General features: G+C 63.5%; 21 protein-coding genes. 12 read left to right on the top strand and 9 right to left on the bottom strand.

What is annotated here, in order from left to right; translation table 11 throughout:
• Nucleotides 1-125 precede the first annotated feature (125 nt).
• Together glcE and glcF are read left to right on the top strand one after the other, a co-directional pair.
• Nucleotides 126-1,313: a glycolate oxidase subunit GlcE gene (gene glcE, locus ACFIQF_RS06390; RefSeq protein WP_393941182.1), complete on the top strand. Its 1,188-nt coding sequence runs from the start codon at nucleotides 126-128 to the stop codon at nucleotides 1,311-1,313.
• A 17-nt stretch (nucleotides 1,314-1,330) separates the two neighbouring features.
• Nucleotides 1,331-2,599: a glycolate oxidase subunit GlcF gene (glcF, locus tag ACFIQF_RS06385; RefSeq protein WP_393941180.1), complete on the top strand. Its 1,269-nt coding sequence runs from the start codon at nucleotides 1,331-1,333 to the stop codon at nucleotides 2,597-2,599.
• A gap of 39 nt (nucleotides 2,600-2,638) precedes the next feature.
• Here the strand turns inward: glcF and ACFIQF_RS06380 are convergent, their stop codons facing one another.
• Together ACFIQF_RS06380 and ACFIQF_RS06375 are read right to left on the bottom strand one after the other, a co-directional pair.
• Entirely contained in the window at nucleotides 2,639-4,540 is a 1,902-nt protein-coding gene (locus ACFIQF_RS06380; RefSeq protein ID WP_393941179.1) for an ABC transporter permease, read from the bottom strand.
• Between the two features lie 141 nt (nucleotides 4,541-4,681).
• Nucleotides 4,682-5,836 carry an ABC transporter substrate-binding protein gene (locus ACFIQF_RS06375; RefSeq protein WP_393941205.1) on the bottom strand — a complete coding sequence of 385 codons (1,155 nt, stop codon included), beginning with the start codon at nucleotides 5,834-5,836 and terminating at the stop codon, nucleotides 4,682-4,684.
• A 367-nt stretch (nucleotides 5,837-6,203) separates the two neighbouring features.
• On the opposite strand from ACFIQF_RS06375, the gene ACFIQF_RS06370 reads away from it, so the two are divergent.
• Entirely contained in the window at nucleotides 6,204-6,977 is a 774-nt protein-coding gene (locus ACFIQF_RS06370; RefSeq protein ID WP_393941177.1) for a ferredoxin--NADP reductase, read from the top strand.
• Nucleotides 6,978-7,080: 103 nt separating this feature from the next.
• On the opposite strand, the gene ACFIQF_RS06365 is transcribed toward ACFIQF_RS06370, so the two are convergent.
• A complete protein-coding gene (locus tag ACFIQF_RS06365; protein WP_393941175.1) occupies nucleotides 7,081-7,608 on the bottom strand; it encodes a flavin reductase family protein in 528 nt (175 codons plus the stop codon).
• Nucleotides 7,609-7,778: 170 nt separating this feature from the next.
• Here ACFIQF_RS06365 and ACFIQF_RS06360 point away from each other — a divergent pair, with 170 nt between their 5' ends.
• Both ACFIQF_RS06360 and ACFIQF_RS06355 read left to right on the top strand, forming a co-directional pair.
• The gene (locus ACFIQF_RS06360) at nucleotides 7,779-8,588 is read left to right on the top strand and encodes an alpha/beta fold hydrolase (protein ID WP_393941173.1); all 810 of its coding nucleotides are present in this window, start codon (nucleotides 7,779-7,781) and stop codon (nucleotides 8,586-8,588) included.
• Between the two features lie 228 nt (nucleotides 8,589-8,816).
• The gene (locus tag ACFIQF_RS06355) at nucleotides 8,817-9,914 is read left to right on the top strand and encodes a branched-chain amino acid aminotransferase (RefSeq protein ID WP_393941172.1); all 1,098 of its coding nucleotides are present in this window, start codon (nucleotides 8,817-8,819) and stop codon (nucleotides 9,912-9,914) included.
• 140 nt (nucleotides 9,915-10,054) lie between these two features.
• On the opposite strand, the gene ACFIQF_RS06350 is transcribed toward ACFIQF_RS06355, so the two are convergent.
• On the bottom strand, nucleotides 10,055-11,398 hold the full coding sequence (locus ACFIQF_RS06350) for a D-amino acid dehydrogenase (protein WP_393941169.1): 1,344 nt from the start codon (nucleotides 11,396-11,398) through the stop codon (nucleotides 10,055-10,057).
• Between the two features lie 100 nt (nucleotides 11,399-11,498).
• On the opposite strand from ACFIQF_RS06350, the gene ACFIQF_RS06345 reads away from it, so the two are divergent.
• On the top strand, nucleotides 11,499-12,446 hold the full coding sequence (locus ACFIQF_RS06345; RefSeq protein WP_393941167.1) for a LysR family transcriptional regulator ArgP: 948 nt from the start codon (nucleotides 11,499-11,501) through the stop codon (nucleotides 12,444-12,446).
• Nucleotides 12,447-12,777: 331 nt separating this feature from the next.
• Here the strand turns inward: ACFIQF_RS06345 and ACFIQF_RS06340 are convergent, their stop codons facing one another.
• The 3 genes from ACFIQF_RS06340 to ACFIQF_RS06330 form a co-directional block, all read right to left on the bottom strand.
• Entirely contained in the window at nucleotides 12,778-13,200 is a 423-nt protein-coding gene (locus ACFIQF_RS06340) for a universal stress protein (RefSeq protein ID WP_393941165.1), read from the bottom strand.
• A 196-nt stretch (nucleotides 13,201-13,396) separates the two neighbouring features.
• Nucleotides 13,397-14,242, bottom strand: a complete 846-nt coding sequence (locus ACFIQF_RS06335; RefSeq protein WP_393941163.1) for a metallophosphoesterase — start codon at nucleotides 14,240-14,242, stop codon at nucleotides 13,397-13,399.
• A gap of 45 nt (nucleotides 14,243-14,287) precedes the next feature.
• Nucleotides 14,288-15,265, bottom strand: coding sequence for a LysR family transcriptional regulator (locus tag ACFIQF_RS06330; protein WP_393941161.1), 978 nt, complete (start codon nucleotides 15,263-15,265; stop codon nucleotides 14,288-14,290).
• Nucleotides 15,266-15,400: 135 nt separating this feature from the next.
• Between ACFIQF_RS06330 and ACFIQF_RS06325 the strand changes: the two genes are divergently transcribed.
• From ACFIQF_RS06325 to argE, 5 genes are all read left to right on the top strand, one after another.
• Nucleotides 15,401-15,838: a hypothetical protein gene (locus ACFIQF_RS06325; protein WP_393941159.1), complete on the top strand. Its 438-nt coding sequence runs from the start codon at nucleotides 15,401-15,403 to the stop codon at nucleotides 15,836-15,838.
• 309 nt (nucleotides 15,839-16,147) lie between these two features.
• A complete protein-coding gene (locus tag ACFIQF_RS06320; RefSeq protein ID WP_393941157.1) occupies nucleotides 16,148-17,428 on the top strand; it encodes a flavin-containing monooxygenase in 1,281 nt (426 codons plus the stop codon).
• An 18-nt stretch (nucleotides 17,429-17,446) separates the two neighbouring features.
• Nucleotides 17,447-17,872 carry a RidA family protein gene (locus ACFIQF_RS06315; RefSeq protein ID WP_393941155.1) on the top strand — a complete coding sequence of 142 codons (426 nt, stop codon included), beginning with the start codon at nucleotides 17,447-17,449 and terminating at the stop codon, nucleotides 17,870-17,872.
• A 4-nt stretch (nucleotides 17,873-17,876) separates the two neighbouring features.
• Entirely contained in the window at nucleotides 17,877-18,554 is a 678-nt protein-coding gene (locus ACFIQF_RS06310; RefSeq protein ID WP_393941153.1) for a DUF1028 domain-containing protein, read from the top strand.
• Entirely contained in the window at nucleotides 18,547-19,734 is a 1,188-nt protein-coding gene (gene argE, locus ACFIQF_RS06305) for an acetylornithine deacetylase (protein ID WP_393941151.1), read from the top strand. The genes ACFIQF_RS06310 and argE overlap by 8 nt, the downstream gene beginning before the upstream one ends.
• Here argE and ACFIQF_RS06300 read toward each other — a convergent pair.
• The gene (locus tag ACFIQF_RS06300) at nucleotides 19,731-20,675 is read right to left on the bottom strand and encodes a LysR family transcriptional regulator (RefSeq protein ID WP_393941149.1); all 945 of its coding nucleotides are present in this window, start codon (nucleotides 20,673-20,675) and stop codon (nucleotides 19,731-19,733) included. The genes argE and ACFIQF_RS06300 overlap by 4 nt on opposite strands.
• Nucleotides 20,676-21,045: 370 nt before the next feature.
• Here ACFIQF_RS06300 and ACFIQF_RS06295 point away from each other — a divergent pair, with 370 nt between their 5' ends.
• On the top strand, nucleotides 21,046-22,455 hold the full coding sequence (locus tag ACFIQF_RS06295) for a purine-cytosine permease family protein (protein WP_393941147.1): 1,410 nt from the start codon (nucleotides 21,046-21,048) through the stop codon (nucleotides 22,453-22,455).
• A 106-nt stretch (nucleotides 22,456-22,561) separates the two neighbouring features.
• Here ACFIQF_RS06295 and ACFIQF_RS06290 read toward each other — a convergent pair whose 3' ends face one another.
• A complete protein-coding gene (locus ACFIQF_RS06290) occupies nucleotides 22,562-24,436 on the bottom strand; it encodes a phosphoenolpyruvate carboxykinase (GTP) (protein ID WP_393941145.1) in 1,875 nt (624 codons plus the stop codon).
• Nucleotides 24,437-24,591: the final 155 nt, after the last annotated feature.

The raw sequence follows: 24,591 nt of genomic DNA, 5'->3' as shown, positions 1-24,591 counted from the left end.
GCTGCAATGACCTCCCAACAGCCGATGACGCCGCACGGAAGCATGTGAAATTCAGTATTTGCCCCAGTCACCCATCTAACTTGAGCGCTGCACGGCGGCCATAACTGCGGCTACCATCAGGCCCCATGGACCATGCTGAGGCTGCCGCCCCCCAACACCCCACTGTGCTCGACTGGCAAGAGCGCGTTCGATCTGCCCATGCCCACAAGACACCGCTGCGCATTCGCGGCGGTGGCAGCAAGGATTTTTATGGCGTGCGCCTGGGCGGCGAGCTGCTCGAAACGCGCAGCTACAGCGGCATCGTCAACTACGAACCGAGCGAGCTGGTAGTCACGGTGCGCAGCGGCACACCGCTGCTGCAGCTGGAGCAAATACTGGCCGAGCGCGGCCAATGCCTGGCGTTTGAGCCACCACACTTTGGCGCCAGCCAGGCCGACGCCACGGTGGGCGGCATGGTGGCGGCCGGTTTGTCGGGGCCGGCGCGGGTGTCGGCTGGCGCGGTGCGCGATTACATTCTGGGCCTGTCGCTGATCAACGGCGTGGGCGAGCACCTCACCTTTGGCGGCCAGGTGATGAAGAACGTGGCCGGCTACGACGTATCGCGCCTGATGGCCGGCTCCTGGGGCACGCTGGGCCTGCTCACCGACATCAGCATCAAAGTGCTGCCCATGCAGCGCGCCCAGGCCACGCTCTATTACGAATGCCAACAGCAGCAGGCGCTGGACATGCTGGCCAGCTGGCGCGCCCAGCCCTTGCCGATCAACGCCAGCCTGTGGCAGGCCGATGGCGGCGAAAACGGCAGCGGCCACCTGCTAGTGCGCCTGCGCGGCGCCATGGCTGCGGTAGAGGCGGCGCTGGAGCGCATGGGCGGCACCATGCTCGACCACGGCCTGGCCGAAGGCGCCTGGCTCGCCTGCCGCGAGCAGCAACTGCCCTGGTTCACACAGATGGAGCCCGACCACGCGCTGTGGCGCTTGTCGGTACCGGCCACCACGCCTGCGCTGCCCTGCACCGAACAACACATTCAGCCGCTCGTGGAATGGGGCGGCGCGCTGCGCTGGGTACAAGCGCCCATGCAGCATGCGGCGGCCCTGCACAGCCTGGCCGCCAGCGTGGGCGGCAGCGCGGTGTGCTTCCGGCCCGGCGCAGCCGTGGCCTGGACTTCGTCCGACGATTTTGGCTACACGCCTGCCTCGCCCGCGCTGCGCCAGGTGCAGCAGCGGCTCAAGCAGGCTTTTGATCCGAACGGCATCTTCAACCCCGGCCGCCTGGGCGACTGGGCCTTGCACGCCGCGCCGCCGGCTGCCCGCTGATCCAGGTACCCCTGCCCATGCAAACCCAATTAGCCCCCGAATTCCAGAACACCCCCGAAGGCCAGGAGGCCGAGGCGATTCTGCGCAAATGCGTGCACTGCGGTTTTTGCACCGCCACCTGCCCCACCTACCAGTTGCTGGGCGACGAGCTCGACGGCCCGCGCGGCCGCATCTACCTGATCAAGCAGGTGCTCGAAGGCCAAGAGCCCACGCGCTCCACGCAGCAGCACCTGGACAAGTGCCTGACCTGCCGCAACTGCGAATCCACCTGCCCAAGCGGCGTGCAATACGGCAAGCTGCTCGACATTGGCCGCCACATTGTTGACAGCAAGGTGGAGCGCCCGCTGGGCGAGCGCGCCGCCCGCTGGGCCTTGCGCAAAGGCATGACATCGAAAGCCTTTGGCGCTGCCCTGGCGCTGGGCCGCGTGGCGCGCCCGCTGCTGCCCGAGGCGCTCAAAGACAAGCTGCCCAAAGCCCGCAGCGCCGGCCGCTGGCCTTCGCGTGAACACGAGCGCAAGGTGATGATGCTGGCCGGCTGCGTGCAACCGGCCATGCTGCCCAACATCAACGCCGCCACCGCCCGCGTGCTGGACGCGGCTGGCATCCAAACCCTGGTAACGCCGGCGGCCAAGTGCTGCGGCGCAGTGCAGCAGCATTTGAGCGACCCGCAAGGCGCGCTGGCGCAGGCCCGCGCCAATATCGACGCCTGGTGGCCCTGGGTAGAGAAAAAGCAGATCGAGGCCATCATCAGCACCGCCTCGGGCTGCGGCGTGATGGTGAAAGACTACGGCCACCTGCTGCGCCACGACCCGGCCTATGCCGAGCGCGCCACCACCATCAGCGCCCTGGCCCGCGACCTGAGCGAGCTGCTGCCCGATTTGTTGCCCGAGCTGACCGAGCGCCTGCAAGGCCGCTTGCAAGTGCCCGAAGCACCGCTGGCCTACCACCCGCCCTGCACCTTGCAGCACGGCCAAAAGCTGCGCGGCAGCGTGGAAGCCAGCCTGCGCCAGCTGGGTTTTGACATCCGCGTCTCGCGCGTCGAATCGCATCTGTGCTGCGGCTCGGCCGGCACCTATTCGCTGCTGCAACCCGAGATTTCGCACCAGCTGCGCGAGCGCAAACTGGGCACCTTGCACGAGGCCTGCACCAAGGAGACGCCGCCTGCGGCCATTCTGTCGGCCAACATCGGCTGCATCAGCCACTTGCAAGCGGGCACCGATGTGCCGGTGCGCCACTGGATCGAGGTGATCGACGACGCCTTGCAGGCCGCCAACCAGGCAGCCTGAGCGCCGCTGGCGAGAGGCTTGTGCGGCCGCTTTGGTTTGTTATTTGGCTTGGCGGTTGCGCAGCCAGCTGAGCAGCTGCGCCCCATAGCCAGCCATGCCACGCGGGAAAAGCAGCACCAGCAGCAGCACGATGCCACCCAGCGCAGCACGCCAGTAATCGGTGTTGCGCGCCATGGCATCGTGCAGCCAGGTAAAGCTGAAAGCACCCACAATGGGGCCCACCAGGGTTTGCACGCCGCCGAGCAACACCATCACCAAACCATCGACCGATTTGGCCACCGACATGGTTTCTGGCGAAATACTGCCTTTGGAAAAAGCGAACAGCGCACCCGCCAAACCCGCCACCGCAGCGGCCAGCACAAAGCCCAGCCACTGCACCTTGGCCACGGGAATGCCAATGGCTTCGGCGCGCAAAGGCGAATCACGGCCCGCCCGCAGCGCATAGCCCAAAGGCGCTTGCAGCACGCGCCACAACCACAGAACGCCCAACACCACCAGCAGCAAAGTCAGCAGGTAGAACCAGCGCTTGTCTTCCAGCCAGGCGGCGGGCCACACGCCGGTCAGGCCATTGCTGCCGCCGGTGACCGAATCCCACTGAAAAGTGGTGGCCCAGGTGATTTGCGCAAAAGCCAGGGTGAGCATGGAGAAATACACGCCCGTCAGCCGCACCGCAAACCAGCCGAACAACAGGCCGCCAGCCGCTGCGAGCAGAGGCGCCAGCAGCAGAGCCAGCTCCATCGGCAAACGCAGCGCCGTCAGCAATAAGGCCGCGCCATAAGCGCCCAGGCCAAAGTAGGCCGCGTGGCCGAAAGAATGCAGGCCGGCCGGGCCCATCAAAAAATGCAGGCTGACGGCGAACAGCGCAGCAATCAGCAAATCGACCAAAAGCACCAGCGTGTAAGACTCCGCGCCCACCACCCAGGGCACGGCCAACAAGCCCAGCAAAACCACGCCCGCAGCGGCCCAGAAAGCCGGTTGCAATGGGCGCATGGGCTGCTCGCGCCAGCCATGGGAGCGGCTGGCCGCCTGCGGTTTGCCAAACAGCCCCCAGGGCCGCACCACCAGCACCACGGCCATCACCAGAAAATCGACCATCAAAGTGAGCTGCGGAAAAGCCACATCGACACCCGCGATATTGACCACGCCCAGCCACACGCACACGGCCTTGACCACCGACACCAGCAGCGCAGCCACAAAAGCCCCGGTCAGCGAACCCATGCCGCCCACCACCACCACGACAAAGGCCGAGCCGATAGTTTGCAGATCCAGCTCCAGCGTGGCCGGTTCGCGTGGCAACTGCAAAGCACCGCCCAAGCCCGCCAAGGCCGCGCCCAGCGCAAACACGGCCGTGAACAACCAGGCCTGGCGCACGCCCAGCGCGCCCACCATCTCGCGGTCTTGCGTGGCGGCACGCACCAGCATGCCAAAGCGGGTTTTGTGCAAGAGCAGCCAGGTAGCGCCCAGCACCAGTGGGCCGACTGCTATCAAAAAGAGATCGTAGCTGGGGAAGGAGCGGCCCAGAATATCGACCGCGCCCTCCAGGCCGGGCGCACGCGGGCCGAGCAGTTCGTCTGGCCCGCAGAGCCAGAGCACGGCGTCTTTGATCACCAGCACCAGCGCAAAAGTGGCGAGCAACTGAAACAGCTCGGGCGCTTTGTAGATGCGCCGCAGCAGCAGCACCTCGACCACCGCGCCCAGCAAGCCCACGCCCAGCGCCGCCAGCGGAATCGACAACCAGAACGCCCAACCGTCGCCCAGCGGCAGCAGCGCCTCGGCCAGCGCATAGGCCGCATACAGCCCGACCATGTAAAACGAGCCGTGCGCAAAATTGACGATACGGCACACGCCAAAGATCAGCGACAGCCCCGCCGCCACCAAAAACAGCGACGAGGCCCCCGCCAAGCCATTGAGCAGCTGCACCAGCAGACCGGAAAAACTCATAGCAAGTGATCTTTTTGCACGATGTCAAACACAGGCTTCAACGCCACCAACAGCGCTATCGCCAGGGGCACCCAGCAAGGGCCGCCCCGCAGCGGAGGTGCCGTCCCCCTGGGGGGAAGCCGCGCAGCGGCTCAGGGGGGATCATGTCCCAGGGCGGAGTTTCTTTACTTCTTCGTCGGTTGGGAGGTAATCCTTGCCGTCTCGGTAGCTGTAATCGACCAGCGCCCCCTTGCCTTTCACCTTTTTCAGCTTGCCCACATACGCACCCATCGTCGATTGGTGGTCTTGCGCGCGCCAGGTCACCTTGCCAAACGGCGACATCACCTCCAGGCCCTCAAAGGCTTTCACCAGCGCTTCGGTCTCGGTGGTGCCGGCTTTTTTCATGCCTTCGGCCAACGACTTGATACCGGCATAACCGACCACCGAGCCTTGGCGCGGATAGTCTTTGTACTTGGCCTTGTAGGCGTCAAAGAAAGCCTTGTGCTCGGGCGTTTTGAGCGTGTGCACGGGGTAGCCGGTGACGATCCAGCCATCGGGCGTTTCGTTTTTCAGCGCGTCCAGGTACTCGGGCTCGCCGCTGAGCACGCTCACCACCGGGCGGTCTTTGAACAGACCGCGCGTATTGCCCTCGCGCACAAACTTGGTCAGGTCGGTGGCGAACAGCACGTTGAAGATGGCGTCGGGCTTGGCGTCGGCCAGCGCCTGCACCACCGAGCCGGCATCCACCTTGCCTTGCACGGTGGCCTGCTCGGTGACAAATTCAATATCGGGCTGCGCCGCCTTCATCTTGGCCTTGAAGGTGGCGACCGACGACTGGCCATATTCGTAGTTGGGGTAGACGATGGCCCAGCGCTTTTTCTTCAGCTTGATGGCCTCTTCCACCAGCATCGACACCTGCATGTAGGTGGAAGGGCGCAGGCGGAAGGTATAGGCGTTGCCATTGCTCCAGACCATTTTGTCTGTCAGCGGCTCGGTGGCCAGGTAGAAGAACTTCTTTTGCTTGGCAAAGTCGGTCAGCGCCATGCCGGTGTTCGACAAAAAACCGCCCGCCAGCACATCGACCTTCTCACGCGCAATCAGCTCTTCGGCCACGCGCACCGTGTCGCCCGGGTTGGCGTTGTCGTCGCGGGTGATCAGCTCCAACTTCTTGCCGTTCACGCCACCAGCCTTGTTCACCTCGTCCACCGCCAGCTCCATGCCGCGCTTGTACGGCTCCAGGAACGCCGGCTGGTTCTTGTAGCTGTTGATCTCGCCGATCTTGATGGTGTCGGCAGCGTGGGCATTCCAAGCCGCCATCCCAGCCACAGCACAGGCCGTAGCGCGCAGTTTCCAACGGTAGTTCATACATGTCTCCGGAACAATCAATCGGGCCAGCCACGAAAACGTGCCTGCTATTGGCGAGCTATTCTCGCTGCTGATCCGTGCCGCAGCACGCTTGGCGGCTATTTGCAACAGTCGCGGCGGCATGCGACGCGCAGGTGTACGCTGCCCTCCTCTGGCCACCGAGCCAGATACCCATGTTAAGAACGCGCAGATATGCCCATATGACGTTTAAGTTGTATGAATAGTGAACAATAGCGTTTATAGATATACACAAGACCAACCCGCGCTGCGGTTTTGGGGCTCTGCCCCGCTGCAGCAGCACTTTTTGACCTGTATTGCCATGAGCGCCTTTCTTGAAGAACGTGTTCTTTCCGTCCACCACTGGACCGATCGTCTGTTTTCCTTCACCACCACGCGCGACCCTGCGCTGCGCTTTTCCAGCGGCCATTTCACGATGATCGGCCTGAAGGTGGACGGCAAAAACCTGCTGCGCGCCTATTCCATCGCCAGCCCCAACTACGAAGACCATCTGGAGTTTTTGTCGATCAAGGTCGACAACGGCCCGCTGACCAGCAAGCTGCAGCACATTCAGGTGGGCGACACCATCATCGTCGGCAAAAAGCCCACCGGCACGCTGCTGGTGGATTACCTGCTGCCGGGCAAGAACCTGTACCTGATCGGCACCGGCACGGGCTTGGCGCCCTGGCTGTCGGTGGCACGCGACCCCGAGACGTATGAGAAGTACGAGAAGGTGGTAGTGGTGCACGGCGTGCGCCAGGTGGAAGAGCTGGCCTACCAGCACCTGCTGGAAGAAGAGCTGCCCAACCACGAGTTTCTGGGCGAGATCGTCAAGGACAAGCTGATCTACTACCCCACGGTGACGCGCGAGCCTTTCCGCAACCAGGGCCGCATCTCGAACCAGATCACGGCCGGCACCTTCCCGCAGAACATCGGTCTGCCCGAGCTGAACCCCGATACCGACCGCGTGATGCTGTGCGGCAGCCCGGCGATGCTGGCCGAGCTGAAGGAGCTGCTGGAGCAGCGCGGCTTCAAGGAAGGCAATACGACAACGCCAGGCGACTTTGTGGTGGAACGCGCCTTCGTCGAGAAGTAAGCCCAGCGCCAGCAGCTACCCAACAGCCACAAAAAACCCGCCTGCCGGAAACCGGAGGCGGGTTTTGTTTTGTCTGTTCAGCGCATTGGCGCTGGTGCGCCCGTCAAAGCAACTGCTCAGTGTAGAAATTGCCGCCGTGGTAGAGCAAAGGCGCTATGCCGGCTTGGTACTGGCAATGCTCCACCTCGCCCACCAGAATGACGTGGTCGCCTTCGTCATAGCGGCTGCGGTTGCGGCATTCAAAGCTGGCAATGGCGCCGTCGAGCAAAGGTGCGCCGGTAACGCCCGGTTGGTAGCCCACGCCGGCCCAGCGGTCCACGCCTTTGCGGCTGAACTGCAGCGCCAGCTCTTTTTGCGGCGCGCCCAGCACGTTGACGGCGTAGTGGCTGATGCGCTCGAACACCGGCATGGAGGCGGCGGTTTTCATCAGGCTCCAGAGCACCAGCGGCGGCGTGAGCGAGGCCGAGTTGAAGGAGCTGATCGTCAGCCCGAGCTTGCTGCCGTCTGGCGCCAGCGCCGTCACCACCGCCACGCCCGTGGCAAAACGGCCCAGCGCGTTGCGGAAATCGCGCTCGGAAAAAGGCGGGACAGATGCGGGGGACAGGTGATCGGGCGGCAAGAGACGGTTCACAGCACAGAGCATTGGCAGCGGCGCAGGCCGTGCCACAAAAGGAATTGACTCCGGGCATTATCGGCCAGGCACCGAGGCCCCTGCCCTCGTAGGTTCTTGAAAAGATGGCTATCGCCAGCATGTAGGGGGATAACTCCACGCCTGCGCTGCGGGCAGAAAAGCGATTTGCCATGTCCCTGATCCCCAATTTCGCCATGCTCGGCAGCGGCCCTACCGTGCTGATGCTGCACGACGCCGACACCGACCACCTGGGCTTTGCGCCCCAGGTGGAGCTGCTGGCCAGCCAGGGCTACCGCGCCATCGCCTGGGACATGCCCGGCTACCACAACAACCCGCCGCCCTATGCGGGCTACAGCCTGTCCGCGCTGGCCAACACGGCCGACGCGCTGCTCGAAGCCATGAAGATCGGCCGCGCCCACATCGTGGGCCACGGCCTGGGCGCCATGGTGGCGGCCGAGCTGGCACTGCGCCACCCCACGCGTGTGCGCAGCCTGAGCCTGGTGGCCGGCGGCCCGGCGCTGGATGCCGCCGCCCAGAAGCACTGGGTGGGCACGCGCCAGCGCCTGCTGGCCGAAACCCAAGCCCAAGCCTGTACCGAAGCCGTGCAACTGCAGCGCTTTGCCGAGCAGCTGGTGCAATTGCAATCGGGGCAAAAGGCGCTGCCCGAGGGCTTGCAGCTGGCGCGCCACGCCATCACCCAGATCCAGCCGCTGGCCTATGGCCGGGTGCTGGAGATGCTGGCCGGCCCCAACAGCCTGGCCGAGCGCCTGCCCCATATCAGCCAGCGCACCCTGCTGGTGAGCGGCGCGCAAGACGTGTGCATGCCGCCCGCCCGCATGCAAGCGCTGGCCGAGCAGTTGCCGCAGGCCCAGCACCACAGCCTCGAAGGCGTGGGCCACTGGCCGCAGCTGGAGAACCCGGACACTTTTGAAGGCCTGCTGCTCGATTTTCTGGCCCAGCAACGCGCCACGCTGCACTGAGCCGCCCAGCTCACGGTTGGGGGACTGGTCAAAAGCTGCCAAGCGGGTCGCTGGCTACGGCAGTGTTCTAGTCCGCGATGGGCGTATTGCTGCTTTTCGGGCACAGCAGGCCAAAAAAATGGCATGCTACGGGGGCTGGCTTGCCGCGCAGCTGCGCGCGCAGGCCTAAAACATATTACCGGCGCTGGAGCAGCGCCGCCCCCGTTGCCACCTTGAAGGAATTGTCCCGTGTCCTCCTCCCTGAGCTTTGCCGTCACCCCGTCGAGCCACCCACGCAGCGCCCAAGAGCGCGCCAAGATTCTCGAAAAGCCGGGTTTCGGCCTGCATTTCACCGACCACATGGTGGCCGTGAAGTGGGACAAGGAAACCGGCTGGCACGACGCCGCTGTGCACGCCTACGGCCCGATCTCGCTCGACCCGGCCGCCGCCGTGCTGCACTACGGCCAAGAGATTTTTGAAGGCATCAAGGCCTACCGCCACGCCGACGGCTCGGTCTGGACCTTCCGCCCCACCGCCAACGCCCAGCGCCTGCAGCGCTCGGCCCGCCGCCTGGCCCTGCCCGAGCTGCCGGTGGAGGTGTTTGTCGAATCGCTCAAGCAGCTGATCGCTGTGGACAAGGCCTGGGTGCCCGGCGAGAACGAGGAAAGCCTGTACCTGCGCCCCTTCATCATTGGTGACGAAGTTTTCCTGGGCGTGCGCAGCGCCCACAAGGCCAGCTACTACGTGATCGCCAGCCCGGCCGGCCCTTACTTTGCCAAGGGCGTGGCGCCCGTGGCGATCTGGCTGTCGACCGACTACGCCCGCGCAGCCAAGGGCGGCACGGGCGCGGCCAAGTGCGGCGGCAACTACGCCGCTTCGCTGCTGCCCCAAGAACAAGCCTATGCCAACGGCTGCTCGCAAGTGCTGTTCCTGGACCCTGCCGAAGGCAAGTACCTCGAAGAGCTGGGCGGCATGAACGTCTTCCTGGTCTACGGCAAGCAAAACAAGCTGGTGACGCCCGAGCTGTCGGGCAGCATCCTGGAAGGCATCACCCGCGATTCGATTCTGCAACTGGCACGCGACCGCGGCATGACCGTGGAAGAGCGCAAGGTGTCGGCCGAAGAATGGAAGCAAGGCGTGGCCTCGGGCGACATCACCGAAGTGTTCGCCTGCGGCACCGCTGCCGTGGTAACCCCCATCGGCCAGCTCAAGGGCGACGGCTTCTCGGTGGGCGACATCAACGCACCGGCCGGTGAGATCACCATGGCGCTGCGCAAAGAGCTGACCGACATCCAATACGGCCGCGCCCCCGACCGCCACGGCTGGCTGGTGCGTTTGGACGCCTGAGCGTTCGGCGCCTGCTGTAAAAACACCAAACCCCGCCACAGCGCAAGCCGTGGCGGGGTTTTTCATGGGCGCCCAAAGCTCTATCAAGCCGACAAAAAGGCTGCCCACAGGCAGCCTGGTGGGGAGCCATAAAGCGCTGTTTACGCCAGCACGGCCTGTTTACGCTCAGCCCCGTCAAAACCGTAAAAGCCAAACTGCATCTCGGGCATGCGGCCGCTGATCAGCTCGGCCATGGCCTTGCCACTGCCGGCGCCGTGCGTCCAGCCCAGGGTGCCGTGGCCGGCGTTGATCCACAGCTTGCCCAGCTTGGTGCGGCCGATGAATGGAATATTCGTGGGCGTGGCGGGGCGCAGGCCGGTCCAGAACTGCGGGTTGCCGCCTTGCTCGGGCAGGCGCGTGTCGCAAACGCCGGGCATCAGCTCTTCGATGCGGCGCGCCAGCATATGGCATCGGGCCTTGGCCAAGGGGGTGTCGAGCGAGGTGTCGAAGCCATTGAGCTCGATGGTGCCGGCCACGCGCAACTGGTTGCCCAGGCGGCTCATCGCCAGCTTGTTGCCGTCGTCAATGCAGCTGACAAAAGGCGCAGCCTCGGGCTTCAAGATCGGCAAAGTGGCGCTGTAGCCCTTGCCTGGGTAGATGGGCACGTTCAGGCCGACAGTGCGCAGCAGCGGCGCGGTGTAGCTGCCGCAGGCCACCACCACCGCGTCGCCCTTGAGAATCTGCACTTGGCTATCCACGCCGGCATTGGGACCTGAAGCCAATGGGCGGACAGCTACCGATTCAATAGCACCACCAGCCACGTTCAGGCGTTCTACGCTGTGCTTGTACAAGAACTTGACGCCGCCTTGCTCGCACAGCTGCGCCAGCTTTTGCGTGAAGACGCGGGCATCACCGCTCTCATCGCTTTCGGTGAAGGTGCCGCCCTTGATGTGCGCGGCATAAGGCTTGAAGGCGGGCTCAATCTGCAGAAACTCTTCGGTGCTGACCATACGGCGGTCCACACCGTATTGGCGCATCAAGGCCACGGCCTGGTGGGCGTCTTCCACTGCGGCATCGCTGGTGAAGAAGTGGGCAATGCCGCGCTCCAGGCGGTTGAACTGGATGCCGGTCTGCGCCACCACCTCTTTGAGAGCGGTGTGGCTGTATGCGCCCAGCGCCACGATTTGCTGCACGTTGCGGGCAAACGAGCGGTCATTGCACTCGGCCAAAAACTTGGTCAGCCAGCTCCACTGCTGCGGATCGACGTGGGGGCGCAGCAGGAGCGAGGCTTCCTTGTCGAACATCCACTTGAGCGCTTTCATCGGCGCGTGCTTGTTGGCCCAGGGCTCGCAGTAGCTGACCGAGATCTGCGCCGCATTGGCGTAGCTGGTTTCCAGCGCCGCGTCGGGTTGGCGGTCGACCACGGTGACGTCGTGACCGAGTTGCAGCAGATGCCAGGCTGTGCTGGTGCCGATGATGCCGGCGCCGAGGATGATGACTTTCATGGCTGCCAGTGTCGGCCAGTTTGGCGCTTCCATAAAGAGAGATTACACTTCTTCGAGTTGCATTAGCACACCTAATAATTCATCCGTAGCAACCCTGACCATGAGCCAGTTTGACCCGATTGCCCTGGAGTGCCTCGCCGCCGTGATCGAAGAAGGCGGTTTTGAGAAAGCCGCTGCCCGGCTGAACGTGACGCAATCGGCCGTGTCGCAACGCCTGCGCAGCCTGGAAGCGCAAGCCGGCTCGGTGCTGGTGGTGCGCAGCCGGCCGCTGCGAGCCACTGCTGCCGGCCAGGTGTTGCTGAAACACGCGCAGCAGTTGCGCTTGCTGCGCGCCGATCTGGAGCAAGAGCTGCAGCAGCTGATGCCACACGCCATGCGCCGCAGCGGCCAGGACGAGGCGATTTCGATCGCCATCAACGCCGACAGCATTGCCACCTGGGCCATCGATGCGCTGCAAGACATTGCGCTGCAGCAGCTGCCGCTGGAGATCATCGCCGACGACCAGGACCACACCTTGGAGCTGCTGCGCACCGGCGACGTGCTCGGCTGCGTGACCACCATGCCGCAGCCCTTGCGCGGCTGCCGCGTGCTGCCGCTGGGCGCCATGCACTACATCGCGGTGGCCGCACCCGGTTTTGCCGCACAACACCTGCCCGGCGGGCTGAGCCGGCGCAACTTCAAAGACCTGCCGTTTCTCAGCTACAACCGCAAGGACGATATGCAGCGCGTGTTCGTGGCCCGCGCCATGGGCCTGAAAACCGTGGGCCTGCGCCAGCTGTTCGTGCCCAACTCCGAAGCCCAGGTACGCGCCGTGGCCGCCGGCTGGGGCGTGGGCGTGGTGCCCGAGCTGCTGGCCCGCCCGTTTCTGGCCGACGGCCGCCTGGTGAACGTGGCCGAATCGCAGGTGCTGCGCGTCGATCTGTACTGGCACTGTTGGAACCTGCAATCCGCCTTGCTGAGCCAACTGAGCAGCGCCATGCTGAGCAGCGCCAAAGCGCAACTGGCGCCACCCACTGCAGCCGCTCGCGCTACGACCAAGGCAGGCTGAATACCAGGCTGCCGGGTATTCAAGCAACTCCGCTTAGCAGTGCAGTGGGCGCTTGAATAATTCACCACCTCAAAACGAAGACTCCCAAAACAGACAGTGCCACTGCCTTCGTCACAACACTTGCGCACCCTTGGAAGACCGGTGATTCCCCATAAAAAAACTGCTTGCATCCCACACGGAATGCAAGCAGTTTCTGGGTGACCGCTGACGTACTTTGCGCCAGCCGGTTCTCCCCTCCCTCAACTTGTTCTTGTGTGCTGGCGCGGCCTGTGCAACACAGTCAAAAGCAACGGCCACCGGGGTGGCCGTTGTTGGCACCAGATGCTGACGCTCAGCGGATCAGCAGCACCGGCAATTTGCACTGGGCCAGCACTTGCGTGGCCACCGAGCCCATCACCAGCTTGGCCAGCGCGCCGTGGCCACGTGTGCCCATGACCAGCAGGTCAAAACCGCAGGTGTCGGCCATCTCCGCAATGGTTTCGGCGATATGGCCTACCTTGCTTTCGCACTGGCCATCGAGGTGGTGGGTTTCCAGAAACTTGTGCACCGGGGCCAGCACTTTTTGTGCTTCTTCAGCGTAGTAGTCGCCTACCAGTTCCTTGCCCAGAGCCTTGGCGGCACGCGGAGGCAGGGGTGGCTGCACGGTGAGCGCGGTGTAACTATGGGTATCACCCAGCCATTCGGCGTGCGCGGCCAGGTAGTCCAACATTTTCTGGGTGTAAGGGCTGCCGTCAACGGCCAGCAAGATGCGCATGGATAAGCTCCCAATGGTTGAAGTGCGCCTGTCGCCGCCGTGTGCTACGGCATCATTCAGGCACCGACATAAGCTTATAGATTCCGCCAACGCTCGCATTGACTTGCATCATGCTTTGCTGTTTGCAAGCAAATATTTCAATTTCGGGCCACTTGGCGTCCTCTGCAGCCGCATGAGTTCCTGGGTTGGTCAGGCCTCAGACCGCTACCAGACAGTGCGGCTCGAAGCTCTCTTGCTCGCCCTTGCGCGCATAGCCCAGCGGGTTGGCCACCACACGGCACTGCCACGAGCGCCCATCGGCAAACGTGCCCTTGGCGCGGTAGTCACTGGGCGAGTGCAGGTGGCCGTGGATCCAGAGGTCGGCAAAGGGCAGTAGGTCATCGAGCGCATTGCAAAAGCCGGCCGTACCGGGCGTCAGGCCGTAGCGCGGGTCGGCGCTGCGCAGGCTGGGTGCAAAGTGGGTGATGACGACGGTCTTGCCATCAAAGGGCTCGGCCAACGCAGCACGCAGCCACTGCTGGCAGCGCAGCGCTTCTTCGCGCATTTCGGCCGCCAGAAAGGGCTGGCCGTAGCGCTGCATCTGGGCCTTGGTGAGATAGAAATTGGCCGCCTTGTAGGCTTTTTCGCGCTGCTTCATCAGCGCGCCCAGCTCGGTAACGCCGTTGTTGAGCGCAATCGCGTCGTAATCGGTCCACAGGGGCGTGCCGATAAAGCGCACGCCATCGATCACGGTGCTGGCGTTGTCGAGCAGCACGATGCCCAGGCGCTCACACAGCGCACGCAGGCGCTCCCGCACAGCATCAAAATCCTGGGCGTCGAACTCGTGGTTGCCTGGCACCAGCACCACGGGCACCGGCCAGTGGCCGCCGGCTTGCTGCGGGCTGAACTGTGACAGGCCGTAATCGTCGTCCGCCAGCTGAGAGCCGTTCTGGTACGAGCCTATGTCTCCCGCCAGCACCAGCAGATTGGCCCCCGGCGCAGGCGTGGCGCGGAAATGGGGGTGGGTCTCCAGGTGCAGGTCAGAGAGGATTTGCAGGTGCATGGTTTGAGCCTACCACGGCTGGCACGCGTGTTACCGTCCGCCACACTACAGCGGCAGCTCCTGCTCGGGGAAGGCCGCACGCGCCGAGCGCTCCAGCGCCTGCAGCAGCCATTGCAGCGCACCCTGCGGAATATGGCCAGCGCGGCTGCGCCACAGCGCGTCCACATGCACCGATTCCACACGCAGCGGCAAGGGCTGAAAAGCCAGCAAATGCTCGATGCCGGTAGCAGGCACAAAGTGGCGCGGCAGCACGGTGAGCAGATCGGTGCTGGCCACCACGCGCGCGGCCGTGAAGTACTGGTTGACGGTAAGCACCACCCGGCGCTTGCGGCCGATGGAGGCGAGCGCCTCGTCCAAAAAACCAAATGGCTGGCCGGAAAAGCTCACCAGCATGTGGCGGGCTTCGCAGTATTTATCCAATGTAAGCAAGCTCTCACTTAATGGATGACCTTTGCGCATCACGCACAGGTATTCGCCGTCGTACAAACGGCGGCTTTCAAAATCGACCAAGGCGCCCGATTGCGCGCGCGCTGTCATCTCGGCCACCACAAAGGGGAAATAGCCCACGGCGAGGTCGGCGGTTTCGTCATCGAGCACCACGCGCGGATCGCGCGTAGTGAGCGGTTGCACATGTACAGATACGCCTGGCGCCTCGGTTTCCAAAATATGCATCAGCCCCGGCAGCAAGGTGGATGCGGTGGCATCGGCCATGGCAATGACAAAGGCTTGCGTGGCGTTGGCCGCGTCAAAGCCCTCGGGCGCCAGCGTCTCTTGCAGGCGCGCCAGCGATTCGCGCACCACCGGCCACAAGGCATTGGCCAGCGGCGTGGGCTCCACGCCCTGGCCGCTGCGCACCAGCAGCTCGTCGCCCAGTGCGTCGCGCAGACGGCGTATGGCATTGCTCACCGCCGGCTGGGTGATCGACAGCTTGTCGGCCGCCCGCGTGAGGCTGCGCTCATTCATGACCTCGTCGAACACGCGCAGCAGGTTCAGGTCCAAATGGCGAAAGTGGTGCGCTTGCATGCTGTTTCCTCGGTGGGCCAATTCATCACCAACATGAATGATACAGATTCAAAATATAAATTTGAATGCATCTAGGGTAAACCCTATACTTCTCCCATCGCTTCAAAGAAGCATTGAAAACCAAGCACATACATCATGACCAACAGTTTTGTACACACTGACATGGCAACCGAGCACACGGGCGTTTTGCGTGTGGAACGCGCTGCTGCTAATCTGAAATCCACCTTTGCCGGCAAGGGCACGGCATCGACCCTGGTGCTGGCTGCCATCGTGGCTGCCGTGCTGGTGGTGGCCAACCGCCTGGTCGACTCGGTCGCCGGTGGCAACCACTGGATCGCTGGCTGGGCCCTGCTGTGGGCTGTGGCCTTTGTCGCTATCGCCTTGCTGGCCGCTCCGGCCCGCAACCTGACCGGCAGCCTGCGCAACGCCCGCAACACCTGGGCTGAAGAGCACCACCGCGCCGTGCAAGACGACAAGACCTGGGAGCTGGCCCTGCGCGACAGCCGCGTGATGGCCGATCTGAACCGCGCCATGAGCGACGCTGCCGTGTCGTTCTACCACAAGAACTACTAACAAAAAACGGCTGTGGCGCTTGCACCGCAAGCACCGATAGCCAGCCAAGAATAACAATTAGCCACGGCCTGCCGTGGCTTTTTTGCGTCTGTGCGCCAGGCCGCTCTTCACAGGGCCGAGTTTGCGCAGCGCTCGCCCAGCTTTTTACTCTCCAGCAACGACAAAAAACCTCGTTTCGCAAAAACCACTGCCTGCCCACAATCGGCTCCATATCTGGCGCTGCAGCTCGGTCTGCGCTGCCAGCCCACAGCAAAGCGGCACGGTGAGCAAGCCATCACTGGCGCCCTGAAAACACCCAAGGAGACAGTGATGAGCGAGAAATCCACCCCCGTCGACACCCTGGTGGTCGGCGCCGGCCAGGCCGGCATTGCCATGAGCGAGCACCTGAGCCGGCACGGCGTGCAGCATGTGGTGCTGGAACGCAACGGTATTGCACAAAACTGGCGCACGGCGCGCTGGGATTCGCTGGTCACCAACGGGCCGGCCTGGCACGATCGCTTTCCCGGCCTGGAGTTCAGCAGCGCTGCCGACGGCTTTCCGGCCAAAGACGAGGTGGCCGATTACCTGCAAAGCTACGCGCAAAAGATCAAGGCGCCCATCCATACCGGTGTGGAAGTGCAGCGCGTCACACGCAACAAAGGCCGCAGCGGCTTCCAGGTGCAAACGAGCGAGGGCCTCTACGAGGCCCAGCGCATCGTGGTCGCCACCGGCGCTTTCCAGGTGCCGGTGATTCCGGCCATCGCGCCCCAAAACCCGGAAGTGCTGCAAATGCATTCCAGCCACTACCGCAACCCGGCGCAATTGCCCGACGGTGCCGTGCTGGTGGTGGGCGCAGGCTCGTCGGGCGTGCAGATTGCCGACGAGCTGCAGCAAGCGGGCAAACAGGTCTACCTGTCGGTAGGCGCGCATGACCGGCCGCCGCGCGCTTACCGCGGGCGCGATTTCTGCTGGTGGTTTGGCGTGCTGGGCGAGTGGGACCTGGAGGCCGCACGCCCGGGCACCGAGCACGTGACCATCGCCGTCAGCGGCGCCCAGGGCGGGCACACCATTGATTTCCGCGAACTGGCGCAAAAAGGGGTTCAGCTGGTGGGGCTGACCCAGTCGTTCCACGACGGCAAGGTGCAATTTGCTGGCGATCTGGTGGAGAACATTGCCAAGGGCGACGCCTATTACCAGAGCCTGCTCGACGCAGCCGATGCCTATGTTGAACGCAACGGCCTGAACCTGCCTCAGGAGCCCAGCGCCCGCCGCCGCTTGCCAGACCCGGCCTGCATGACCCAACCGATCCGCGAGCTGGATCTGGCGCAGGCCGGCATTCGCACCATCATCTGGGCCACCGGTTTTGCCCGCGATTACCGCTGGCTGCAGGTGAACGCCTTCAATGCCCAAGGCGCGCCCCAGCACCAGCGCGGCGTCTCCAGCGAGCCGGGGGTTTATTTCCTCGGTTTGCCCTGGCAGTCGCGCCGTGGCTCCACCTTTATCTGGGGCGTGTGGCACGACGCCAAGCATATTGGCGACCACATCGCCACCCGCCGCAAGTACGAGCTCTACCGCGCGCCCGCCCAGAGCGCCAGCACCACCGCCGCCTGAGCCCGAAAGGAGAACACCATGCCCACGCATACCCGCATCCGCATGTTCAACACCCGGGCCACCTACCCCAACCAGACGCTCGACAACGACCTGTGCCAGGCAGTCCGCGCAGGCAACACCGTCTACGTGCGCGGCCAGGTGGGAACCGATTTTGAAGGCCGCCTGGTCGGCCTGGGTGACCCGCAGAAACAGGCCGAGCAGGCCATGAAAAACGTCAAACAGCTGTTGGAAGAGGCGGGCAGCGATCTCTCGCATATCGTCAAAACCACTACCTACATCACCGACCCGCGCTACCGCGAGCCGGTGTACCGCGAAGTGGGCAAATGGCTGCGCGGCGTGTTTCCCATCTCTACCGGGCTGTGCGTATCGGCTCTGGCCCAGCCCGAGTGGCTGATGGAGATCGACGTCATCGCGGTGGTGCCAGAAACCGAGGCCAAGGAGTGAGGGCATGACTTTTTCGATTGTGGGCCGCTGCGCCGACACGGGCCAGCTGGGCATCGCCATCAGCTCGTCGAGCATTTGCGTGGGCGCGCGCTGCCCCTGGGTACGCGCCGGCGTAGGCGCCGTGTCCACACAGAACGTGACGCTGCCCGCGCTTGGGCCGCAGATTCTGGACATGCTGGAGCACACCCTGCTGGACCCGCAGGCCGCGCTGCAGCAAGCCTTGCAGGCTTACAGCTGGAGCGAGTACCGCCAGGTGACCGTGGTCGATGCCAAAGGCCGGGTTGCGCATTTCAGCGGGCAACAAGCACTGGGAACCTATGCCGCCGTTGCGGGTGAGCAGTGCGTAGCGGCCGGCAACATGTTGGCCAGCCCGCAGGTGGTGGAGCGCATGGTGCAGCAGTTCGAGGCCACGTCCGGCGCGCTGGCCGACCGCCTGCTGGCGGCCATGCACGCGGGCATCGCCGCGGGTGGCGAAGAGGGCCCGGTGCATTCCGCCGCCTTGAAGGTGGCGGGCGAGCAGGTCTGGCCCATCGTCGATCTGCGCGTGGACTGGGCCGAGAGCCAACCCATCGAGGCACTCGACCAACTGTGGCGCGCCTACCAGCCGCAAATGCAGGCCTACCTGACCCGCGCGCTCAACCCCACAGCCGCCCCCAGCTACGGCGTCCCCGGCAATGTCTGACACCACGGCACACCGTCTCTCCAGCCGGGAGCTATTGGCGAAGCTGGTGGCTTTCCCTACCGTAAGCAGCGCTCCCAATCAGGCCTTGATCGAATTCATTCGCGACTACCTCGCGGCCTGGGGCGTGGAGAGCGAGCTGTTCTGGAACGCCGACAAAACCAAAGCCAGCCTGTACGCCAGCATAGGCCCGGCCGGGCAAGGTGGCATTGCTTTGTCGGGCCATACCGATGTGGTGCCGGTAGACGGGCAACACTGGACGGTGGAGCCGTTCACGCTCAGCGAGAAAAACGGCAAGCTCTACGGGCGCGGCACGGCCGACATGAAAGCCTTTATCGCCTGCGTGCTGGCCGCCGTGCCCACCTTGCTGGCCAAGCCGCTGCAGCTGCCGGTGCACCTGGCTTTTTCGTACGACGAAGAGATTGGCTGCCAAGGCGTGCGCCCCATGCTGGCCGAGCTGGCCCGGCGCCCCAACAAGCCGCGCCTGTGCTGGATTGGTGAGCCCACTTTGCTGCAGCCGGTGCTGGGCCACAAAGGCAAGTTGGCCATGCGCTGCGAGGTACGCGGCGCCGCCTGCCATTCGGCCTATGCGCCCTACGGCGTGAACGCCATCGAATACGCCGCGCAGCTGATCAACAAGCTGGGCGACATAGGCCGCCAGCTGACCAGCAAGCACTTGCGCGACGAACGCTTTGACCCGCCCTACTCCACGCTGCAAACCGGCCTCATCCACGGCGGGCGGGCACTGAACATCGTGCCGCAAGAATGCGATTTTGATTTTGAAGTGCGCGCCCTGCCGGGCTTTGAAGCGCAAGAGGTGGCCGACCAGCTGGAAGCCTATGCGCAGCAGATTCTTTTGCCCCAGATGCGCGCTGTTCACACAGCCTCTGACATCCGGCTCCAGCCGCTGAGCGCCTACCCGGGCCTGGCCACCGCACCGGACAGCGAAGCAGCCGCCTTGCTGGCCCAAATCTGTGGCTCGCAAGATTTTGGCACCGTCGCCTTTGGCACCGAAGGCGGTCTGTTCGCCCAAGCTGGCATTCCCACCGTGGTTTGCGGCCCGGGCAGCATGGACCAAGGCCACAAGCCCGACGAGTTTGTCAGCACCGAGCAACTGCAGCTGTGCGATGCCATGCTGCAACGGTTGGCGGCGCATTTGCAAAGCCCCAAAACCACGCTCTAAGCAAGATCAGATGCGCTGGCTGCCAGCTCTGCCTCACTCCAACTGGACAACTGCTGGCGGCAAAAGTCGACAAACAACTGGGCCGGTTTGGTGAGCTGGTTGCGTTTGAGGCGCGCACTCACCAAACCCGATGGCGCCACGCTGTCCGATATCTCCACCATCGCCACTTGGCGCCCGCCGTAAGTCCAGGCCGAAAAAGGCCGCGTCACCAAGACCGAGTAGCCAAAGCCTTCGCCCACCATGCCGCGCACCATCTCGATCGAGGGCGAGCCGAACTCGATGTTCGGCACCAGCCCCAGCTCATGGAACAAACTCACAAAATAGGTGCGGCTCGGCTGCACATCCAGCAAGATCATCGGCTCCAGATACAACTCGTGCAATGACACTTGCTGCCTCGCGGCCAGCGGGTGCGCCATGGGCAGCAAGACATAGGGTTGCTGGGCGGGCATCAGGGGCTGAACCTCGAGGGTGCTGTCCAGCTCATGGTCATAGAGAAAAGCCACGTCGAAGGTGCCGGCCGTGAGGCCCTGCACCAGCTCTTGCTGCTCACCGTCGCGGATATGGATGCCCACCCCCGGGTAGAGCGCACGAAAGCTGGCGATCAAGCGAGGCAGCAACAGGGGCGCCACCGTCTCGAAGCAACCGATATCCACGTGCCCGGTGACCACATCGTTGTCGGCCAGCGCGTTTTGCTCAAACTCATGGGCCATGCGCAGCAAGGTCTGCGCCTTGCCATAAAAGCGTTTGCCCACCGAGGTCAGCGACACCCCTTGCGCATGGTGACGGATGAACAACTGCACACCAAAGCTGTCTTCCAGCGCTTTGATGGCGCTGGAGACCGAGGGTTGGGCGATATAGAGCTGGCGCGAGGCCTGTGCCACGCTGCCTGCCTCTACCGTCGCCACAAAGTATTTGAGTTGACGCAAGGTGTAGTGGGCCATAGAACCTCTGAGTTTGCGCACCAGCCGCAAGCCACAAACCATAGCGCAGGAGTGGCGCCCTGTGCCTCCGGCCCTGGCTCGCTTTTTCCTATGGATTGAGCAGCTATTTGCTGGCCTGTGCGGCAGCGGCATGAGGGGCTGGCGCCCGCCACACCGGTGCGCATGTGGATATAGAAAAAAGCTCGGCAAGACCGCCGAAAAATGTCATTTTCACCCGCCGCCAGCCTCGCTAAATTTGCCTCAAAGCAAGCATTGATGCTGGCGCAGTGGGGCAGTTGGCAATAGCCAGTGGTTGCTCCTCTCTCCGGCTCAAGCAACAGCCCAGGTATTCAACCTGGCATATAGGCACCAGCCAAAAGGAGACAACACCATGAGCAGCCAGCCCGACAACGCGGCCCCGATGATCGAAAAGCACACCATTGGCGCCGTGCCTCGCCAGGAGCGGCACGGCAAGGTGCGCGACCTTTTCACGCTGTGGTTCGGCGGCAATATTGCGCCGCTGCCGATCGTGACCGGTGCGCTGGGCGTGCAGATTTACGGGCTGAGCTTTTTCTGGGCCATCAGCGCCATCATCGTCGGCCAGGCCATCGGCGGCGTTTTCATGGCACTGCATTCGGCCCAAGGGCCGCAGATGGGCATTCCGCAAATGATCCAGAGCCGCGCGCAGTTTGGCTCCTGGGGGGCGCTGCTGGTGACGGTGATTGCCGGGGTGATGTATGTCGGTTTTTTTGCCTCCAACATCGTGCTGGCGGGGAAATCGCTGCACGGCATTGTGGAAGTCGTTGCGTTGCCCACGGGCATCATCATCGGCGCGCTCGGCTCCTGCGTGATCGGCATCATCGGCTACCGCTTCATCCACATCCTCAACCGCATAGGCACCTGGGTGCTGGGCATTGGTATCGTCGTGGGCTTTGCCTACATTTTCAGCAACATCAGCAGCGCCGATTTCTTTACGCGCGGCGGCTTCCATTTCGCCGGCTGGCTGGCCACGGTGTCGCTCTCAGCCTTGTGGCAGATTGCGTTTGCTCCCTATGTGTCAGACTATTCGCGCTACCTGCCGGTTGACGTCAAGGTATCAGCCACTTTCTGGACCACCTACCTGGGCTCAACGATTGGCTCGGCGCTGTCCTTCATCTTTGGCGTGTCGGCAGCACTGTCGGTGCCCGAGGGCATGGACACGATGGACGCCGTCAAACAAGCCACTGGCCCGCTGGGCATCGTCATGCTGGTCTTGTTTCTGCTCTCGGTGGTGAGCCACAACGCACTCAACCTGTATGGCGCCGTGCTGGCCGTCATCACCTCGGCGCAAACCTTTATTCCGCGCTGGATTCCCACCGCCAAGGCGCGCGCGGTCACCTCGGTGGTGTTGCTGGTGGCCTGCATCTACATGGCCATTGGCGCGTCGAGCGATTTTGTCAGCCACTTTGTCGATCTGGTGCTGGCCTTGCTGGTGGTGCTGGTGCCCTGGACCGCCATCAACCTGATCGATTTCTACCTGATCCACAAAGGCTCGTACGACATTCCGTCGATCTTCCGCAAGGACGGCGGCGTGTACGGTCTGGTCAATCCGCACGCGCTGACCGCCTATGTGGTGGGCATTGCGGTGCAGATTCCCTTCATGAACACGCCCATGTACACCGGCCCGATTCCCGGCTACCTGGCAGGCGCCGATCTGTCGTGGATTCTGGGCCTGGCCGTTACCTCACCGCTCTACTACTGGCTGGCAACGCGCGATTCGGCATACCGCCGCCGTACGCAGATGGCAGGCAACCCGCATTGAGCGAGTGATGGCGGGCTGCTAGCAAGCAGCCAACGAAAAAGCCCTGCAATGGCTATTGCAGGGCTTTGTTGCACTGGCCGCGAAGCCAGCCATGCGCAGAGGCTGATTACACAGCGGCCAGACGCTTTTCCAGATCGGCCTTGATGTCCAGCATTTCTTGCGGCAGCTTGTAGGCCAGCTTGTCGAAGTGCTCGGTGTGCAGCTTCATCTCTTCGGCCCAGGCGCTCTGGTCGATGCTGGTGACGCTGTCGAACTGAGCGGGCGTGAACTCCACACCGGTCCAGTTGATTTCTGCGTAGGTGGGCGCCACGCCAAAAGCGGTTTGCTGGCCTTCGGCCTTGCCATCAAGGCGGTCGAGCATCCACTTGAGAACGCGCATATTCTCACCGTAGCCGGGCCAGACGAACTTGCCTGCCTCGTTCTTGCGGAACCAGTTGGTGGTGTAGATCTTGGGCAGGGCTGCGCCGCCGATCTTCTCGATCTTGGCACCCATATCCAGCCAGTGCTGGAAGTACTCGGCCATGTTGTAGCCCATGAAAGGCAGCATGGCGAACGGATCGCGGCGCACCACGCCTTGCGCGCCAAAAGCCGCAGCGGTGGTTTCCGAGCCCATGGTGGCTGCCATGTAGACGCCTTCGTTCCAGTTGCGAGCTTCGGTGACCAGAGGCACGGTGGTGGAACGGCGGCCGCCGAAGATGAAGGCGTCGATCTTCACGCCCTTGGGATCGTCCCAGGCCTCGTCCAGCGCAGGGTTGTTGGTGGCAGCCACGGTGAAGCGGGCATTGGGGTGGGCAGCCTTGGCGCCGGTTTCCTTGGCGATCTGGGGCGTCCAGTCCTTGCCTTGCCAGTCGATCAGGTGATCGGGCAGCTTGCCGTCGTGGTCTTTTTCCATGCCTTCCCACCACACGTCGCCGTCATCGGTCAGCGCGACGTTCGTGAAGATCACGTCCTTGTCGAGGCTGGCCATGCAGTTGGGGTTGGTGTGGTAGTTGGTGCCGGGGGCCACGCCAAAGTAGCCGGCCTCGGGGTTGATGGCGCGCAGGCTGCCGTCGGCTTGGGGCTTGATCCAGGCGATGTCGTCACCGATGGTGGTGACCTTCCAGCCGTCAAAGCCGGCAGGCGGCACCAGCATGGAGAAGTTGGTCTTGCCGCAGGCCGAGGGGAAGGCCGCTGCCACGTGCGACTTTTTGCCTTCGGGGTTGGTCACGCCCAGGATCAGCATGTGCTCGGCCAGCCAGCCTTGCTCGCGGCCCATGACCGATGCCATGCGCAGGGCCAGGCACTTCTTGCCCAGCAGCGCGTTGCCGCCGTAGCCCGAACCGTAAGACCAGATTTCGCGCGTCTCGGGGTAGTGCACGATGTACTTGGTCTTGTTGCAAGGCCAGCTGGTGGTGTCCTTTTCGCCAGCTTGCAGCGGTGCGCCGATGGTGTGCACGCAAGGCACAAACTCGCCTTCGGTGCCGATCACGTCGTACACGGCCTTGCCCATGCGGGTCATGATCTTCATGTTGACGGCCACGTAAGCGCTGTCAGACAGTTCGATACCGATGTGGGCAATGGGCGAGCCCAGCGGGCCCATGCTGAAAGGCACCACATACATGGTGCGGCCCTTCATACAACCGTCAAACAGCGGCTGTAGAGTGGAGCGCATCTCGGCGGGCTCCATCCAGTTGTTGGTCGGGCCGGCGTCTTCTTTCTTGGCCGAGCAGATATAGGTGCGGTCTTCCACGCGGGCCACGTCTGACGGGTCGGACCAGGCCAGGAAGCTACCGGGGCGCTTGGCGGGGTTGAGCTTTTTGAAGGTGCCGGCGTCTACCAGTTGCTGGCACAGACGCTCGTACTCTTCCTGGCTGCCGTCGCACCAGTAGACGCGATCGGGCTTGCACAGTGCAGCCATATCGGCCACCCAGGCGATGAGCTTGGGGTTCTTGACGTAGTCGGGGGCCTGAATGGCCACGCCCGCATTGACGCTTGCGTTCATGGGAAGCTTTCTAAAGTTGTAAACGGTTCATCAAAAACCGCTGCGGCCCCAGCACCCGCAACCCGCTTTTGAAAAACCGTCTTGTCTCCCACAGCGCATTTTTGGGCAACCTCGGCCGCTCGCGCACTGCATGGAACGGGCAATTTTAGCAGTCG

The sequence above is a fragment of the Comamonas trifloxystrobinivorans genome (assembly GCF_043359985.1).
Lineage (GTDB): Bacteria > Pseudomonadota > Gammaproteobacteria > Burkholderiales > Burkholderiaceae_C > Comamonas > Comamonas trifloxystrobinivorans.
This window is presented reverse-complemented; position numbering and strand designations above follow the sequence as displayed.